19 protein-coding genes are annotated in these 16,724 nt (G+C 61.4%); 5 read left to right on the forward strand and 14 right to left on the reverse strand.

The features are described from left to right. Positions 1 to 71: 71 nt before the first annotated feature. Positions 72 to 566 (forward strand): DUF2938 domain-containing protein, encoded by a 495-nt coding sequence (locus E4O98_RS25815; protein WP_248090102.1) that lies wholly within the window; start codon positions 72 to 74, stop codon positions 564 to 566. 6 nt (positions 567 to 572) lie between these two features. On the opposite strand, the gene E4O98_RS25820 is transcribed toward E4O98_RS25815, so the two are convergent. Next, on the reverse strand, positions 573 to 1,025 hold the full coding sequence (locus tag E4O98_RS25820; RefSeq protein ID WP_248136606.1) for a GNAT family N-acetyltransferase: 453 nt from the start codon (positions 1,023 to 1,025) through the stop codon (positions 573 to 575). A 305-nt stretch (positions 1,026 to 1,330) separates the two neighbouring features. Between E4O98_RS25820 and E4O98_RS25825 the strand changes: the two genes are divergently transcribed. Further along, positions 1,331 to 2,188: an SDR family oxidoreductase gene (locus E4O98_RS25825; protein WP_032876588.1), complete on the forward strand. Its 858-nt coding sequence runs from the start codon at positions 1,331 to 1,333 to the stop codon at positions 2,186 to 2,188. A gap of 678 nt (positions 2,189 to 2,866) precedes the next feature. Here E4O98_RS25825 and E4O98_RS25830 read toward each other — a convergent pair. From E4O98_RS25830 to E4O98_RS25855, 6 genes are all read right to left on the reverse strand, one after another. After that, on the reverse strand, positions 2,867 to 3,106 hold the full coding sequence (locus tag E4O98_RS25830; RefSeq protein WP_248136608.1) for a hypothetical protein: 240 nt from the start codon (positions 3,104 to 3,106) through the stop codon (positions 2,867 to 2,869). Beyond that, positions 3,103 to 3,360 carry a DUF6555 family protein gene (locus E4O98_RS25835; RefSeq protein ID WP_005787382.1) on the reverse strand — a complete coding sequence of 86 codons (258 nt, stop codon included), beginning with the start codon at positions 3,358 to 3,360 and terminating at the stop codon, positions 3,103 to 3,105. Before E4O98_RS25835 ends, E4O98_RS25830 begins: the two co-directional genes overlap by 4 nt. A gap of 117 nt (positions 3,361 to 3,477) precedes the next feature. Further along, positions 3,478 to 3,741, reverse strand: coding sequence for a hypothetical protein (locus E4O98_RS25840; protein WP_248136610.1), 264 nt, complete (start codon positions 3,739 to 3,741; stop codon positions 3,478 to 3,480). Between the two features lie 98 nt (positions 3,742 to 3,839). Further along, positions 3,840 to 4,604, reverse strand: coding sequence for an OBAP family protein (locus E4O98_RS25845; RefSeq protein WP_248136612.1), 765 nt, complete (start codon positions 4,602 to 4,604; stop codon positions 3,840 to 3,842). Positions 4,605 to 4,837: 233 nt separating this feature from the next. Next, positions 4,838 to 5,116, reverse strand: a complete 279-nt coding sequence (locus tag E4O98_RS25850) for a hypothetical protein (protein WP_032876579.1) — start codon at positions 5,114 to 5,116, stop codon at positions 4,838 to 4,840. Between the two features lie 24 nt (positions 5,117 to 5,140). Beyond that, the gene (locus tag E4O98_RS25855; RefSeq protein WP_005787385.1) at positions 5,141 to 5,395 is read right to left on the reverse strand and encodes a hypothetical protein; all 255 of its coding nucleotides are present in this window, start codon (positions 5,393 to 5,395) and stop codon (positions 5,141 to 5,143) included. Positions 5,396 to 5,579: 184 nt separating this feature from the next. On the opposite strand from E4O98_RS25855, the gene E4O98_RS25860 reads away from it, so the two are divergent. Beyond that, positions 5,580 to 5,729 carry a hypothetical protein gene (locus E4O98_RS25860; RefSeq protein ID WP_005787387.1) on the forward strand — a complete coding sequence of 50 codons (150 nt, stop codon included), beginning with the start codon at positions 5,580 to 5,582 and terminating at the stop codon, positions 5,727 to 5,729. 118 nt (positions 5,730 to 5,847) lie between these two features. Here the strand turns inward: E4O98_RS25860 and E4O98_RS25865 are convergent, their stop codons facing one another. The 4 genes from E4O98_RS25865 to E4O98_RS25880 all read right to left on the reverse strand — a co-directional run bounded on the left by E4O98_RS25865 (position 5,848) and on the right by E4O98_RS25880 (position 11,028). Beyond that, complete coding sequence (locus E4O98_RS25865; RefSeq protein ID WP_223018785.1) at positions 5,848 to 7,188, reverse strand: cytochrome c; 1,341 nt, start codon at positions 7,186 to 7,188, stop codon at positions 5,848 to 5,850. Between the two features lie 16 nt (positions 7,189 to 7,204). Then, positions 7,205 to 9,439, reverse strand: coding sequence for a xanthine dehydrogenase family protein molybdopterin-binding subunit (locus E4O98_RS25870; RefSeq protein ID WP_103735315.1), 2,235 nt, complete (start codon positions 9,437 to 9,439; stop codon positions 7,205 to 7,207). Further along, a complete protein-coding gene (locus E4O98_RS25875; RefSeq protein ID WP_248136614.1) occupies positions 9,439 to 9,897 on the reverse strand; it encodes a (2Fe-2S)-binding protein in 459 nt (152 codons plus the stop codon). Before E4O98_RS25875 ends, E4O98_RS25870 begins: the two co-directional genes overlap by 1 nt. Positions 9,898 to 10,086: 189 nt before the next feature. Next, positions 10,087 to 11,028 carry a LysR family transcriptional regulator gene (locus E4O98_RS25880; RefSeq protein ID WP_148854117.1) on the reverse strand — a complete coding sequence of 314 codons (942 nt, stop codon included), beginning with the start codon at positions 11,026 to 11,028 and terminating at the stop codon, positions 10,087 to 10,089. Positions 11,029 to 11,137: 109 nt separating this feature from the next. Here E4O98_RS25880 and E4O98_RS25885 point away from each other — a divergent pair, with 109 nt between their 5' ends. Further along, complete coding sequence (locus E4O98_RS25885; protein ID WP_248136615.1) at positions 11,138 to 12,637, forward strand: CoA-acylating methylmalonate-semialdehyde dehydrogenase; 1,500 nt, start codon at positions 11,138 to 11,140, stop codon at positions 12,635 to 12,637. A 245-nt stretch (positions 12,638 to 12,882) separates the two neighbouring features. Next, positions 12,883 to 13,659 carry an ABC transporter substrate-binding protein gene (locus E4O98_RS25890; RefSeq protein ID WP_032876562.1) on the forward strand — a complete coding sequence of 259 codons (777 nt, stop codon included), beginning with the start codon at positions 12,883 to 12,885 and terminating at the stop codon, positions 13,657 to 13,659. 73 nt (positions 13,660 to 13,732) lie between these two features. On the opposite strand, the gene E4O98_RS25895 is transcribed toward E4O98_RS25890, so the two are convergent. The 3 genes from E4O98_RS25895 to E4O98_RS25905 are packed head-to-tail and all read right to left on the reverse strand — an operon-like array spanning position 13,733 to position 16,453. Continuing rightward, positions 13,733 to 14,359 carry a PAS domain-containing protein gene (locus E4O98_RS25895; protein ID WP_005787407.1) on the reverse strand — a complete coding sequence of 209 codons (627 nt, stop codon included), beginning with the start codon at positions 14,357 to 14,359 and terminating at the stop codon, positions 13,733 to 13,735. Further along, positions 14,359 to 15,492, reverse strand: coding sequence for an FAD-binding oxidoreductase (locus E4O98_RS25900; RefSeq protein ID WP_248136618.1), 1,134 nt, complete (start codon positions 15,490 to 15,492; stop codon positions 14,359 to 14,361). The genes E4O98_RS25895 and E4O98_RS25900 overlap by 1 nt, the downstream gene beginning before the upstream one ends. A gap of 13 nt (positions 15,493 to 15,505) precedes the next feature. Then, positions 15,506 to 16,453 carry an ornithine cyclodeaminase family protein gene (locus E4O98_RS25905; RefSeq protein WP_228309713.1) on the reverse strand — a complete coding sequence of 316 codons (948 nt, stop codon included), beginning with the start codon at positions 16,451 to 16,453 and terminating at the stop codon, positions 15,506 to 15,508. Between the last annotated feature and the right edge of the window lie 271 nt (positions 16,454 to 16,724).

Here is a 16,724-nt window from a genome sequence, read left to right on the forward strand (position 1 = left end):
TTGACTTGAAGTTGACTTCAACTTCTATGATGCCTGCGCAGGTCGAATGGGTCCATGACTAAGAGGTAGGTATGACAGCGCTGGAAGGGGTTGCACAGGTGGTGTTGTTGGGGGCAGGGGCTACCGTGGTGATGGATATGTGGATGCTGCTGATGAAGGTGCTTGGCTTTCCGACCCTGAATTTTGCGTTCGTTGGGCGTTGGGTCGGCCATGCGTGCCGGGGGCGATTTGCGCATTCAAGCATTGGGCAAGCGCTTCCCGTTCGAGGTGAAGTAGCCCTGGGTTGGATCGCGCATTACGTCACCGGAGTGGTGTTCGCGTGGGTGCTGGTGTGGATTGAAGGCGATGCCTGGTTGCTGGCGCCGACCTTTGTACCTGCACTGGCGTGGGGTGTTGTGACAGTGGCCGTTCCGCTGTTTGTGATACAGCCGGCCATGGGGGCCGGGTTTGCATCGTCCAGGACGCCGACGCCAGGCAAGAACCGACTGCGCAGCCTGATCAACCACGGCGTGTTTGGTGTGGGCCTTTACCTGGCGGCGTGGGTGATCGCCTGGGCCTGGGCCTGATGCAGATCAGCGCAGGAATTTGACGTACACACACTCGGGGTCGTCTTCGTCGAGGTTCTCGATCTGCCCGCTGGGTATGAATCCGGCCTTTGTCATCAATGCCTGGGACGCGCGATTGGAGGCGTTGGTGGAGGCGAACAACTTCGGCGTCTTGCAGGCCGCCTCGGCCGCCGCCAGCAGGCGCAGGGCCACACCCTGGCGCTGGCAGGTCGGTGATACCACCACAAGGGCAATAAAGCCGTGATCGAAAAAGTCGTGGGTGAGCACCAGGTACCCGGCGCACGCGTGGTCGCTGACTGCCACCAGGCATTGCTGGTTAACCACGGCGTCGTGGATAAATACGCGGCGGTGGGCATGGGCAGCCGCGTAGGCGTCCAGTTCAACCAGGGCGTGTACGTCGTCGGGTTGGGCCTGGCGGATCAGCCACTCTGCGGCGGTGGGGGAGCGGTGTTCAGTCATGGGCGTTCTGGTTTTTTCTTCCACGTGGCGAGTGCCGGCTTCACGTTCATGTATGAGTCCCTAGCGCATAGGGATAGCACATTTTTATTACGCAACGGTAGGCGCGAGCTTGCTCGTGAAAAACTCTCAGGCGCCGTGTTCATTCAGAAAGTACACGTCAGCGTTGATGATTTTCGCGAACAAGCTCGCTCCTACAACAAAAAGGGAAATCTGTCGGCAACGGTTATCCGATTTTATGAAAATTGCTCTGAACTATCGCGCTCGGCACGCCCTCGCAACAGTATCCATACACAGGAGGGAATCCGATGAACCACTACCCAACACCACCCTTCAATCCCCAGCAGCAGCCCGTTCCGGGCGACCAGCGCAAGATGGACCCGGTGCCGGATTGCGGTGAGCAAAGCTACAAAGGCTCGGGGCGCCTGGCCAACAAGATTGCGTTGATCACCGGCGCCGACAGCGGTATCGGGCGTGCGGTGGCGATTGCCTTTGCTCGCGAAGGCGCGGACGTCGCGGTGTCGTATCTGGACGAGCATGAGGACGCCAAGGAGACCGCTCGCTGGGTCGAAGCGGCAGGGCGCCAGTGCCTGTTGCTGCCCGGCGACCTGGGCGACGCGGCGCAGTGCACGGCGATCGTCAATGACACCGTCGAGAAATTCGGCCGTATCGATGTGCTAGTCAATAACGCTGCGTTCCAGATGACCTATAAATCCCTGGAAGATATTCCCGACGAGGATTGGGTGAAAACCTTCAACGTCAATATCACGGCGATGTTTCGCATCTGCAAGGCGGCGCTGCCGCATATGGCGCAAGGCAGTTCGATCATCAACACCTCGTCGGTCAATTCCGATATGCCCAACCCGACCCTGTTGCCCTATGCGGCCACCAAGGGTGCCATTGCCAACTTCACCGCCGGCCTGGCGCAGATGCTGGGCGAGCGTGGCATTCGGGTGAACAGCGTAGCGCCGGGGCCGATCTGGACGCCGTTGATCGTGTCGACCATGCCCGAGGAGTCGGTGAAGCATTTCGGTGGCAACACGCCACTGGGCCGCCCAGGCCAGCCGGTGGAAGTGGCGCCCATCTATGTGTTGCTGGCGTCGGATGAAGGCAGTTACATCTCTGGCGAGCGCTATGGCGTGACGGGGGGCAAGCCGATTCTTTGAACAGGCACATAACCCTGATTCAAGCAGCTCTAAAATGTGGGAGGGGGCTTGCCCCCGATAGCCATGGGTATCTACACAACTTCGTAGCAGCCACCAGTAACCACGATGCGAAGCGAGCCGCTCTTGATCTTGATCTGCTTTTGATCTCAATCTGAGGCGCCCCGTCAAACCACGCTGGCCGGAATTCGACAGGGATTTGGGGGGTAAACCGGCAGGGATGCCGGTTTAGCCGCCCCGCGCCATGGATGGCGCGTGGCGGCGGCCCCCCAAATCCCTGGCGGATTACGGGCACACCGAGCCTAGGCGAGGTGCCGAGTGGTGGGGAAAGAGCGCTTTGGTTACTTTCGCGCTTTTCGAAAGTGACCCGCTGTAAAAGCGGAACCAATAGCAGCCGTGACTCAAATAACGGATATGTACTCGGTCAAAGTCAAGCATCCTGGTCGGCTCTTAGGCCGCCATCGGGGGCAAGCCCCCTCCCACAGGTCCGGCGTCACACCAAAGGTGTGTAGACACCCATGCCCCGATAGCGACAAACCAGTCCACGCTTTGTTGACTGACACGCCCCGGACGGGGCGTGTCTTTTTTGTAGGATCGAGCTTGCTCGCGAAAGACTCACAAGCGCCGCGTCCCTTCAGGTTTACGCATTATCGTTGACATTTTTCGCGAGCAAGCTCGCTCCTACGTTCTCATAGCCCGCCGTATACGCATCCACTCTCGATAAGCCGCAGTCCGCTTCGCATCCGCAAGCTTCTTCGCCTCCGTGAAGCGCGCCCAGGTCGTTGCATCGCCGCTGTAGTGTTCGATGATGTTATACGCCTGCGCATCCAGTCGATCCGCTTCGAAAAACATCTGGGTGTTCTGCGCAATCTCCTCATCCCACCTTTGACTGATTGTGTAATCCAGCACCTGACTGTTCATTGTGTGACACCCTCCGCCCACTGAATTTCTTCCGCCCCGCACCAGCGCACATCGGTAATGCCGTATTTTTCCGCCATCGGCTTGGACACGCGCTTGAGGTTGTTTTGACCGAACCTGGGGATGACCGCCACGCCGGCATCGCAACTGGCCCAGTGCCATGCTTCAGCATTGTTCATGCGTGCCGTACGCACGATAAAGGACCTCGGCTCGCCGTGAAGTTGATACTTGATGGTAAATAGCTCGTTGGTTTTCATGAGGCCTCCCTATGCTCATGAACTACAGATAATTGGCGTCAAAAAAAATTCAAAGAACTTGTCGGGCAATTCGATGGCGGGCTGTCAGCGCTGTGGCAGTCAGTCATCCACTGTAAATTATACCCACCCGGCTTTGTCAGCGGGCCGCTCTATCTGGGCGATTACACCGCCGACGGAGGTACCGTCTGGCAAGTTCACCATGACGAAATTGGGATGGCCGGGCCACTCCAGTGGAGTGTCAAAGACCAGGCGAATCAGGGTAGGTTTACCGCTACCTGTCAGATTTACGTCAACGTGTTCGTTGAGGCGTTCATCTGCTTGGGTTCCGAGGTGACGCGAAGCCGTGATGATGCTGGCGGAGCCTTGATAATCGTAAGACATGTTGCAATACCTCATGCAAAGGGCGGCGGATGCAGCCGTATTCTTGTGTGGCAAGCGCGGGTCAATGATTGTTCAATCCAGATGACCCGGCGGCGCCGTCAGTGCCGGTGGGGCGTTGCGGTAGGGTCGTCGATCTGGATGATCGTGCCGTGGCGCCAGGCATCCGCCCCGGGTGCAATGGCCGGTGGGGCTATATCGGCGCGAGAGTGCTTCTTCTCGGTGCTGTCGATACCCAGGCGTTGATCGCGCTCGGCGACCATCCTTGGATCAGCCTGGCCGTCAGCGGTAAACCCCATCATCAGTTGAGGCACACCCAATGGCAGGCGCTTGTGCAGGTCGGTATGCCAGGTGTGCCAGGTCTTGCCGTAGGTGTGCACCAGCTTTTCCATCAGCGCGTGCTCGGCCACCGCGGGAATGCCAGGCGCGACCAGCTGGCCGGACTTCACCTCATGCACATGGCTGTGCCACAAGGCTTTCTCCGGTGCCGGCAGGCTGTTGAACAACTGCTCGCTGATGATGTATTCCACGCCCATCAACTTGGCGTCCTTGCGGTTGCCGTCGTAAATCACGCACTGGATCACCTCCTCATTGAGGATGGCGCAGTAGTGGTGCGCTTCCATCTGCACGTCGGGGTGGCCGTTGTAGAAGTGAAAGCCGTCCAGGTAGGCATTGAGCGCGTCGATGGGCGGACGTGACTGCAGCAGGGCGGCACCGGTATCGAGTGCTCGCGTGCTCGGCGATTTGGCATCACCTGGCGCCACCACGTTTGAGGCTGAGTCGTTGCCCGCGCACGCTGTCAACGAGGCGACGCAAATTGCCAGGCACAGCGATGGCAGTGCAGGTTGCAGGCGGTGAATGTTCATCGGGGATTCCCTCCATGGGCAGTTGTCGAGAACATCTAGAAAGCCTGCCGAGGAGGGTGTTCAACCGGATAGGGGGGGCGCATGGTTTGCGAAGATTTGTGGAACAAGCGTTCAGCGTACCGGGTCATTTTTCACAAGCGTGCAGTTCGGTGCAAATAGCAGTCGCCACCACCGGTTTGCTGGGGCCTGACGGCAAGGACGGCATTCCGGCCGGGACCATCTGTAGCGAGTCCCTAGCCCTGGAGTTTGATGGTCACCAGCAGTTCATTGGCGTTGTTCTTGCCGGCATCAACGACAACGCCGTGATAGGTGCGGCCTTCGGTTTTGATCTGAACCGTATGGGCCTTCAATAGTTGTTCCGGCCACGGCGAGAGAATTTGCAGCGACACGCCCGCACCCGCTTCCATGACCTTCGCCATGCACTCGCAAGACAGGGGGTTCACGCCGAGCAGCGTGTCTTGAAGGTAGTCGATTTTGACGCGTTGCAAGGGGGTAGCAGCACCAGCGTGCATGGCAAGCCTCGTTGATTTTTGCGTTTACTCCACGGAGGAGAGGCGGGACGATTGTCGCGAAACTACCATGTCTTCCAGGATTTCCCGAACGAGCCGATTGATCCCTGGCTCGCCGTGATACTGGGCACGGTTGATGTTGGCGATGGTGAACTGGTTGGCATCGGGCGCGAGCACCGTCACCGACAGGCTGTTATCCGGATTGATCGTGCAGGAGACACGGCAGTTGCACAGCCGCCTCGCAAGCGCGCGCTGGATTTGCGCTTTGGTCAACGTGTCCATGGGGTCACCGGATAGCAGGCCTTAACGGATCAAGGGTAGCTCAAATTGGTCGTGCGTAAAGGCTAGCGAGTTGATGGCAAGCCACTCGTCAGTCGCTGAGGCTGCGCGTTGAACATATGGGCGGTTGCGCCAGCCTGATACAGCATAGGCTGATGCATCACCCAAACATCGCTAGGGGAATCTCATGAAGAAGTTATATATGTGCCTGGGCTTGTGCAGTGTGTTCATGCTGCACGGTTGTTTTGACAGTTCCGATAACACCACCAAAGACAACACCAGCGGCAGCAAGTCTTCGGTGCAGATGCAGGAAGGCAAGGCGGACGAAAGCAAATAGAGGTCCCCGAGCCAAATGTGAGAGGGGGCCTGCTGCCGATATAGGTGTGTCAGTCTATGCAACTGTGACTGAACCACCGCAATCGGGAGCAAGCCCCCTCCCACGGTTCATACATCACTCAGCGCATATGCAGGATGATCGGGCTGCTGCTCGCAGGGTCAGTATGCCCGCGCAACTTGCTCACCGCCTTCGCCTCGACCGCGCCACCGTTGTTGCCCCAGGTTCCGCGCACGTAGCTCAGCACATCAGCGATTTCCTGATCGGACAGCTGCTCACGAAACGCCGGCATCCGGTAGGCGTCCGGCATCCCGGCCGCCACCACGCGCTGCGAGCCGTTGAGGGTGATGTTGATCGCCGAGGCGCTTTCCTTGGCCAGTGCCGACGTGGCGCCGGCCAGGGGAGGCATCCATTCGGGCTGGCCTTTGCCGTCGAGGCCGTGGCAGGAGGCGCAGCGGGTCGCGTAAGTGTGGGCGCCGGGCACATCCTGGTTTGCTGTCACCGCCTGATACTGCCAGGGGCTGCCATCACGCTGCGGGTCACCGGGCAGTGATTTGAGATAGCGGGCGATAGCGGCCAGGTCCTCGTCCTGCATGAACTGCGTGGAGTTGTTGAAGGCTTCGGTCATCGAGCCGTAGACCACGGCATGGGCATTGCGCCCCGTCTTGAGGAACTGCACGATCTGCGCTTCGCTCCAGCGGCCCAGGCCGGTGTTGGGGTCCTGGCGCAGGCTGGGTGCGTACCAGCCGTCAAGCAGCGCTCCAGCGAGGAACGGCGCGCCGGATTCGTCCAGGGCTTTCTCGTTGAAGGCCAGGCCACGCGGTGTGTGGCAACTGCCGCAGTGGCCGGGGCCCTGGACAATGTAGGCGCCACGGTTCCACAGCGCGTCCTGGTCGGGCTTGGCGGCGTAAGTGGCGGTGGGCGCAAACACGCCATTCCACAGGGCGATGGGCCAGCGCAGGTTGAGCGGCCAGGGAATATCGCTGGGGATGTTCGGCTGGTTGGCCGGTTGCACGCCCTTCATGAAAAACGCATACAGCGCCTTCACATCGTCGTCGCTGAGCTTGACGTAAGACGGATAGGGCATGGCCGGGTACAGCCGACGGCCGCCCGGTGCAACACCCTGGCGTACGGCGCGATCAAAGTCGGCCAGGCTGTAGGTGCCGATGCCATGCTCGCGGTCGGGGGTGATGTTGGTGGCGTGGATCGCCCCCAGGGGCGTGGCCATTTCCAGGCCACCGGCGAAGGGCTGCTTGCCGGCCAGGCTGTGACAAGCCACACAGTCACTCACCCGCGCGACGTATTCGCCGCGACTGACCAATGCAGGGTCGAAACTGGTGGCCTGTTGCTGTTCAAACGGCGAGGCGGGCTCGCGGGTGACGTACCAGGCCAGCAGGCCTGCGGCGACCAGGCAGGGCAGCGCCAGCCAGCCTGCGGTTCTTGCGAATCGGCGGTTGTTCATGGGCGTTCCCTGTGGGTTAACTGAAGGTGTGGCGGCTCAACGGCAAGCTGCGGATGCGCTGGCCGGTCAACTGTGCCACCGCATTGATCACCGCCGGTGCCACGGCGGGCAATGGCGGTTCACCGATGCCACCCATCTTTTCGCCGCTCTCGACGATCTTCACGTGCACCTGCGCCATACGTGAGGGCGGCAGGATCGGATACAGGTCGTAGTTACGCGCCCGTGGCATACCGTCCACGTACACCGCTTCCTCCAGCAACGTTTGCGACAGCCCCAAGGCTACCGCGCCGCTGACCTGGGCTTGAATGATCGCCGGGTTGACGATGCTGCCCGGGTCGATGGCCTCCCAGATATGGTGAACCTTGACCTGGCCGTTCTCGATCGACACTTCGGCGACTACCGCCGCGTGAGAGCCAAAGGGCGAAGCCATGGCCACCCCGCGTGCACGGCGCGTGCCGTCTTCGGCGGTGTAGGGGCCACGCTTCCAGCCACCGGACAGCTCCCCCACCGCTTGCAGCAAGGTGGTCAGCCGCGGGTTGTCGCGCAGCAGGTGCAGGCGCAACTCATACGGGTCGTGGCCGCCCTTGTCCGCCAGCTCATCCAGGAATGATTCGTAGAAAAAATCGTTAAGGGAATTACCCACTGAACGCCAGTAGCCGAGCATGGGCGCGCCCTTGACGTAGATCTGCGCGATGCGCTTGTTGGGGATCGCATAACTCTTGCCCGACAGGCCTTCCAGGGCGGTGGGGTCGATCTGCTCGCCCTGTTTGCCACTGAGGGCTTCGGTAGGGCCTTCGGTGGCACTCACCGCTTCGATGGCCACCGGCAGGCCCTTGTCGTCCAGGGCTGCACGAAACTTCACCACGGCGAGCGGGCGCAATACATCGCGCAGGAACTCTTCTTCACGGCTCCAGATCAGCTTGATCGGGCGGCCGACGGCCTTGGCCAGCGCGATAGCCTGCGGGTACGGATTAGCCGAGTCATACAGGAAATGCCGACCAAAAAAGCCCCCCAGCAGTGGGGAGTGCAGGGTGATTTGCTCGGTGGCGAGGCCGGTGCGCTTGGCAATGTCGGCGCGGAACATATCCGGCGCCTGGTTGGGCAGCCACACCTCAAGCGTGCCGTCGGGGTTGAAGCGCGCCAAGGCTGAAGGCGGCTCCAGCTGGGCATGGTTGAGGTATTGGTTATGGTAGGTGGCTTCGACCCGAGTCTTGGCGCCAGCCAGGGCGCCGGCGACATCGCCCTGGTTTTCGTCATCGCGGGCCGGGCCCTGCTGGGCGGCGAGGAAGTCGAGGTATTTGTCGCTGGAAAAATCCGCCGGCATCGCCCGTACGGTCGAGTCGGCAGAGGCTTCCTGCCATTCAACCTGGATGGCCTCCACCGCACGCTTGGCGTGCCACCAGCGTTCGGCCACCACCGCCACGGCGCCTGGCAAGGTATGAACCGAATGCACCCCCGGCATGGCCTCGACTTGGGCCTGGTTGCGCAGGCTGCCCACGCTCATGCCCAGGCGCGGCGCGTGCTGGACGGCGGCGTGGAGCATGTTGTCGAGTTTAAGGTCGATGGTGTAAAGCGCCTTGCCGGTGGATTTGTCATAGGCATCCAGGCGTTTGACCGGCTTGCCGATCCAACGGAACTGGCTAGGGTCGCGCAGGGTGATGGTAGCGGGGTCGGGCACCGGCATATCGAGGGCACGACCGGCCAGTTCACCGTAGCCCACGGAGCGGCCGGAAGCGGCGTGTACCACGCGGCCAGGCTGGGTGGTCAGCTCGCTGAGCGGCACGCGCAGTTGCTCGGCGCCGGCCTGCATCAGCATGGCGCGGGCGAGGGCGCCGAGGCGGCGCATGGTCGGGTAGCTCATGCGCACCGACATGCTGCCGCCGGTGATGCGCAGGCCGTTTTCCATTACCACGTAGGCTTCACCCGGGGGGGCGGCTTCGACGATGAAGGTGGCGGGGTCGGCATCCAACTCTTCGCCGATGATCTGTGCCATGGCGGTGTGGGTGCCCTGGCCGCCTTCCATGAAGGGGCTGAGCAGGCGCACGCTACCGTCCGGGCGAATTTCCAGGAACGCCGGCACTTGGGTGCCGCGTTCAGCAGCGCCGGTGGCGGCCTGCACCCGCGACGAGCCCAGGGGCAAGCCAAAGCCGATGACCAGCGCACCTACGGCGGTACTGGCGAGAAAGCGCCGACGCGACAGGTTGATCGGCTCGTCCAATTTAACGCCGGGCAGGATCTCGGACATATTCATCAGGCGGTCTCCTTCCCGGCGGCCAAGCCATCCATGGCGGCATGGATGGCGTTGTAAGTGCCGCAGCGGCACAGGTTGACTATTGCCGCATCGATCTGCGCTTTCGACGGAGCGGGGGTGTGCTTGAGCAGCGCGGTGGCCGCCATCACTTGCCCGGACTGGCAGTAGCCGCACTGCGCCACCTGGTGCTCGACCCAGGCAGAGACCACGCGTTTGCCCACCTCGTCGGCCTCGATGGCTTCGATGGTGGTGATCTCGCGACCGACCACCCCGGCTACCGGCGTCACGCACGAGCGCACCACATTGCCGTCCACCAGCACCGAACAGGCGCCGCACTGGGCCAGGCCGCAGCCGTACTTGGTGCCGGTCAGGCCCAGGTTGTCGCGGATCACCCACAACAACGGCGTGTCTGCCTCGGCCTCGACTTGATAGGCCTTTTGGTTAATACGTAATTCCATGGCTGGCTCACCTGCTGATCATCGGTTGGTGCTGCAAAATTCTTATAGGAACGGTGCGACTGTACGTCGCCCATCGTCGAACTCTAGACCACCGCGCAACAGCTATCTATGCAATCGACTTCAAGTTCAGAGGATCAGGCAAGAATTCAACAGGATTGGGTCACTGTCCTCTGTAGGAGCGAGCCTTCATCAGCTGCCAGTGAATTGAAACCCGCCTGACAGTTTTTCCTTCAAATACCCCACCAGCACCGTCACGGACCTGGGCACATGGGGCGAGTAGGGCCGAATCAAATAAATTTCATCGGCAAACGCGCCCTTGAGCGTCCAGCCCTTCAACACCTGCACCAGCTTGCCGCTGGCCAGGGCGGCATGGGCGCTGAAGTCCGGCAGCAAGGCGACGCCCAAGTGATTGAGCGCCGCGTCGCGCAAGGCCTCGCTGTTGTTGGTTGAAAAGCTGCCGGCGATGGGCACGGTGGTGCGCTCGATATTTTTGCTGCCGCGCTCGAAGGTCCAGGCCGGTTGGTCGCTGCCCCGTGGGTAGTAAAGGCAGTTGTGGGCGCCCAGGTCTGCCGGGGTTCGCGGTTCACCGTGGCGTTGCAGGTAGTCCCGGGTAGCCACCAGCACTGAGGTGGTATCGCACAGCTTCCACGCCACATGCGTCTCCGGCACCTGGAAACCGTGGCGCACCGCCAGGTCGTAGCCTTCGGCCGCCAGTGAGCTCAAGGCGTCGGACACGTCTAGCTGGATGCGCACTTGCGGGTACTGCTGCAAAAAACCGGAAAGGTGCGGCACCAGTTGTTGCCGGGCAAACGCCACGGGGGCGGTCAGGCGCACCAGGCCGCGAATTTCGCCGACGGAGTCGCGCACCGACGAGAAGCTGCGGGCAATCTGCGCATAGGCACTGCGCACTTCGCGGGTCAAAGACAGCCCGGCTTCGGTCAATCGCACGCTGCGGGTGGTGCGGGTCACCAGGCGCGTACCGGTGGCTTTCTCCAGATCGGAGATGCGCTGGCTGACCGCCGATTTGCTCACCCCCAACCGTGCCGCGGCGGCGGTGTAGGTGCCTTGTTCTTCCAGCACCGACAGCCAGTGGATATGGGTCCACAGCCCTTCGATCTCAGCCTTTTCCATGAGTGTATTGTTCGCATAAAAGGACAATAAGTTCTGGATTCTGCTCTGGTTTGGAACAAATCGAAAGCCTATCGTGTGTCCCAACGCTACCTACCTGGGATCCATTGCCATGACCACGACCATCGAGCACTACATCAACGACCAGCGCGTGAGCCGCGATGATCGCTATCAGGACGTCTATAACCCGGCCACCGGTGACGTCACCGCGCGCGTGGCCCTGGCCAGCCGCCAGACCGTAGGCGAAGCCGTCGCTGCCGCCCAGGCTGCATTCGCCGGCTGGGCCGACACCCCGCCGATCCGCCGCGCCCGCGTGTTGTTTGAATACCTGCACCTGCTGCGTGAGCGCAAGGATGACTTGGCGCGCATCATTGTCGCCGAGCACGGCAAGGTCTTCACCGACGCCCAGGGCGAAGTCGACCGTGGCATCGACATTCTCGAATTTGCCTGCGGCATTCCCAACCTGCTCAAGGGCGAGCATTCCGACCAGGTCTCCCGTGGCATGGACAACTGGACCATGCGCCAGCCGCTGGGCGTGGTGGCCGGCGTGACGCCATTCAACTTCCCGGTGATGGTGCCGATGTGGATGTACCCGATCGCCATCGCGGCGGGCAACACCTTCATCCTCAAGCCAAGCCCCACCGACCCGAGCGCTTCGTTGTTCATGGCCGAGCTGCTGCGTGAAGCGGGCTTGCCCAAAGGCGTGTTCAACGTGGTGCAGGGCGACAAGGAATCGGTGGATGCGCTGATCGAACACCCGGACGTCAAGGCCGTGAGCTTTGTCGGTTCTACGCCGATTGCCCAGTACATCTATGAGAGCGGCGCCCGCAACGGCAAGCGCGTACAAGGCCTGGGCGGGGCGAAAAACCACATGGTGGTGATGCCCGACGCCGATATCGAGCGCACCGTCGATGCACTGATGGGCGCTGCCTACGGTAGCGCCGGCGAGCGCTGCATGGCCATTTCGGTGGCGGTGCTGGTGGGGGATGTGGGTGATAAGGTCATCGCCGCCTTGAGCGAGCGCGCCAAGACGCTGCGCATCACTGATGGCCGCGACTTAAAAGCCGAGATGGGCCCGATCGTGTCGCGGGCCGCCCTGGAGCGCATCAGCGGCTATATCGAGCAAGGTGTACAGGCCAGCGCGCAATTGCTACTCGACGGTCGTGACTACGTGCCCACCGAACCCGGCCTGGAAAACGGCTTCTGGCTTGGCGCCACGCTGTTCGACCACGTGACCCAAGACATGAGCATCTACCGCGAAGAAATCTTCGGCCCGGTGCTGGCCTGCGTGCGCGTCAACGATTTCGCCGAAGCGGTGAAGCTGGTCAACGACCACGAGTTTGGCAACGGCGTCAGCTGCTTCACCCGCGACGGCAACATCGCCCGCGAATTCGCCCGGCGCATTGAAGTGGGCATGGTTGGCATCAACGTGCCGATCCCTGTACCGATGGCCTGGCATGGTTTTGGCGGCTGGAAGAAGAGCCTGTTTGGCGACATGCATGCCTACGGCACTGAGGGGGTGCGTTTCTACACCAAGCAGAAGTCGATCATGCAGCGTTGGTCGGAGAGTATTGAACAGGGTGCGGAGTTTGCGATGCCGGTGTCGAAGTAAGGTCTCACGAGCACTGTAAGTCCAAGTGTGGGAGGGGGCTTGCTCCCGATAGCAGAGTGTCAGTCAGTCTCTATGTGACTGAAACACCGCTATCGGGAGCAAGCCCCCTCCCACATTTCGTACGCGTTTGTTCTGAATTGACGCGATGAGCATAAAAGTCCAGTATGGAATTATAAGTACAAAACAGCTGCTGTCCGTTTTTCTTCACTCTTGCCAAACCAACAACAACCCGCGAGAACCCGCTCATGAAGAAACGCCACCTTATTCCCGCCCTGGCCCTGAGTCTGTTCGCTGCCAGCCACCTGCTGGCCGCCGAGAAAACCCTGCGCATCGGCATCGAGGCCGCTTACCCACCGTTTGCGTCCAAGACCGGCGACGGCAAGATCGTCGGCTTCGACTACGACATCGGCAACGCCCTGTGCGCGCAAATGAAGGTCAAGTGCGTGTGGGTTGAAGGTGAGTTCGATGGTTTGATCCCGTCCCTCAAGGTCAAGAAAATCGACCTGGCGCTGTCGTCCATGACCATCAACGAGGACCGCAAGAAGTCGGTGGATTTCACCCACAAATACTACTTCACCTCCTCACGCCTGGTGATGAAGGACGGCGCAGTGGTGGATGACCAGTACGCCAGCCTCAAGGGCAAGAACGTCGGCGTACAGCGCGCCACCACCACCGACCGTTATGCCACCGAGGTGTTCGAACCCAAGGGCATCAACGTCAAGCGCTACAGCAATAACGAAGAAATCTACATGGACCTGGCCGCAGGGCGCCTGGACGCGATTTTTGCTGACACCATCCCCTTGAGTGACTTCCTCTCGATGCCACGCGGCCAGGGTTACGCGTTTGTGGGGCCGGAACTCAAGGATCCGAAATACGTGGGCGAGGGCGCGGGGATTGCGGTGCGCAAGGGCAATGGCGAGTTGGTCAGCGAATTGAATGCGGCCATCGACGGCATTCGTGCCAGTGGTGAATACCAGAAGATTTCACAGCAGTACTTCAAGGCTGATATCTACGGCGACTGATCCAGGGAAATACGCAGTCAATGTGGGAGCTGTCGAGCTCCCACAGGGGGGCGGCGCTGTCTTCAGAAAGGGCTCAACCCTTGAGTTCCTTCAAATGCTTGTAGACCGTCGCCCGCCCCATGCCCAGTACGTTGGCGACATAGTTGGACGCGCTCTTGCCCTTGAACGCGCCTTCGGCGTGTAACGCCAACACCAGTTCACGTTTGTGGTCGCGGGTCAGCAGGTTCAGGCTCAACTGACGCTCACGCAGCCAGCCATGCAGAAAGGTGTTGATGCGCTCCTGCCAATCATCGCGAAACAGCGCGTCCGGCTGGGCGATCAGCTTGCTCGGCGACAGGAACAGGTCCAGCGCGGCCTTGGCGTTTTCCAGCAGTGAGATATTCAGGTTGATGCACAGCACGGCCAGCCTGCGACCGTTGTGGTCGTGCAGCACGGTGCTCAGGCTGCGGATTTTCTGGCCGTCCCAGTTGAGCTTTTCATAAGGCCCGATATTCACTTCACTGACGTCACCGTCGAGCATGTCCTCCAGCGACGAGTCGTCACCCAGGCTGCGTTTGGACAGATTGTTGGCGATGTAATCGACGGTTTGCGTGCGCAGGTCATGCAGGACCACCTCCGCATGGGGAAAGAACAGCGTGGCGATCGCATCGGCAATCGCACGAAAGTTCTGCATGACGTTGTCGTGTTCAGCGGTGTTCATCAAAGGGGCTCCAGGCGGACGGGGGAGAGCATACCAGCGTCCAGCCCGAACTGTACGAGGTGCTCGGGCAGCGGCTCGCCGCGCACCAGTGCAGCGCTGGCCTGGCCCATGGCCGGTGAGGTCTGGATGCCATAACCGCCCTGTGCCGCCACCCAGAACAGCCCCGGTACCTGTGGGTCAAAACCGCTGAGCAAATCCCCATCGGCCACAAAACTGCGCAGGCCGGCCCAGGTGCGCGTCGGGCGGCGGATGGTCAGGGTGGTGGCTTCCTCGATCTGGTAGATGCCCATGGCGATATCCAGCTCTTCGGGTTGCACGTCCTGGGCCTGGACCGGGTCGGCATTGGCGGGCGAGCCGAGGAACATGCCCGCGTCGGGCTTCATGTAGAAGGCTTCGTCAAGGGCCACCAGCATCGGCCAGTCATGGGCATCGACGCCGTCCGGGCCGGCGAAGATAAATGCGGAGCGACGTTTGGGTTGCAAACCGATGGAGGCCGCGCCTGCCAGGCCGCCGATATGGTCGGCCCAGGCGCCGGCAGCATTGATGATGACCGGCGCGGTGAAGGTCCCATCCTGGGTACGCACGTGCCACAGGCCGTCGATGTCGCGGCTCAAGCCCAGCACATAGCTGTCGGTGCGCACTTGGCCATTGTTGCGACGGATGCCGCGCAGGTAGCCCTGGTGCAGGGCGTCGGTATCGATGTCGCACGCCGTTGGGTCATAGATTGCGCCGTGGACTTTTTCCCGGCGCAGGATCGGCAAGCGTTTACAGGCCTCGTCGGCGCTCAAGCGTTGTACCTGTGCCACGGTGGCTTTGGCGCTCAGGTATTGACTATCGAGTTCGGCCGGGTCGCCGGTGAAATCGACGGTCATTTCGCCCCGCGGAGTGAGCAGTGGGTGTTCGCAGAAACCTGCTGGCGGCTGGTCGAAAAACGCCCGGCTGGCCAGGGTCAGCGCGCGCACTTGCGGGGTGCCGTATGCAGCGGTGTAGAGCGCCGCCGAGCGCCCCGTGGAGTGATAGGCCGGATGGTTTTCGCGCTCCAGCACCAGCACCTTGGCGTGCTGCGACAACCAGAAGCCGGTGGACGCGCCGGCAATGCCGCCGCCGATGATGATGAAGTCTGCGTGGTGCATGTGAATCTCCTGATTAGCGCTGGCGTTGGTACAGGGCATTGGCCAATGCAATATCTTCCAGGCCCAGGCCGATAGAGCGGAAAAACACATGGCGCTGAGGGTCCGGGCGCTGCGCCATATCGCTGAGCAGTTCGGGCAGGTCGCCGAGCACCGCACGTTTATCCCAGCCATGCTGTTCGCTGGCAATCAGCATGTCGCCCGCCGCATCCGGGGTGGTCTGGCGATAATCGCAGTACACCTGCATCTGTTCGAGGCACACGGGAGGCACTTCGTGGGCACGCGGTGCGTTGGTGCTGATGGAGGTGATCAACGCGGGCTTGCTCAGGCGCATCGGGTCGATCACAGGGCCTGCCGATGAGGTGCAGAGCAGAATCACATCGGCATCTTGCAGCGCGGCATCGCAGCTGGCGGCGAGGCTCAGGCGCGGGTCCAGCGCGTTGAGTTGCGCGCGCGTTTCGGCGCTGGCACTGCCAAGGCTTGGGGAATACAGGCGGATGTGCTGCCAGTCACGCAGGTTTTGCACATAGCGCAGGTGTGCCTGGGCGACCTTGCCGCTGCCGATAATCGCCAGGCGCTGCGCCGACAGCGGCGCCAGCGCGTCGACTGCCAATGCGGTGGTGGCGGCCGTGCGTGCGGTGGTCAATTCAGCGGCATCGCACAACAGCAGCGGCTGGCCGCTGTGCATCGACATCAGCAGGGTCCACGCCGTCACCAGCGGGCCCTGTTCACGCACGATGTAGGGCGAGGTCTTGACGCCATACACGCCATCTTCTGCCAGCACTCCCAGGTAATTGATGAAATCTCCCGCGCCTTGGGGAAACTCCACCCACTGCTGCGCCGGCTGCACCGCCTGCCCGGCGGCGAGCTCGCGAAACAGCTTGCGCAGGATAGCGGGCACGTCGATTTGAGCCAGCAAGGTACGGGCCTGGGCCTGGTCGATGATGAGGGGGGGATTGGACATGGACGCCTCTGAATAAACTTATTTGTCCATTATGGACTTTTAGTTTGCGTTCGCAATAACCCATGGAAAAAATCAGATCAATGTGGGAGGGGCGGTGCGACGATTCGACTTGCCCCCGATGGCGGCGGGTCAGTCACAGATGTGCTTCTGACACTCCCTCATCGGGAGCAAGCCCCCTCCCACAGTTTTAACCATGGCGCGCCCAAAGGCGCCACTAACCAATGTGCAATATCGACAGTGAGCAATAGCGAAAACGGCATGTAACACGTGC

Origin of the sequence: Pseudomonas sp. W2Jun17, from assembly GCF_023127795.1 — a bacterium.
GTDB lineage: Bacteria > Pseudomonadota > Gammaproteobacteria > Pseudomonadales > Pseudomonadaceae > Aquipseudomonas > Aquipseudomonas synxantha_A.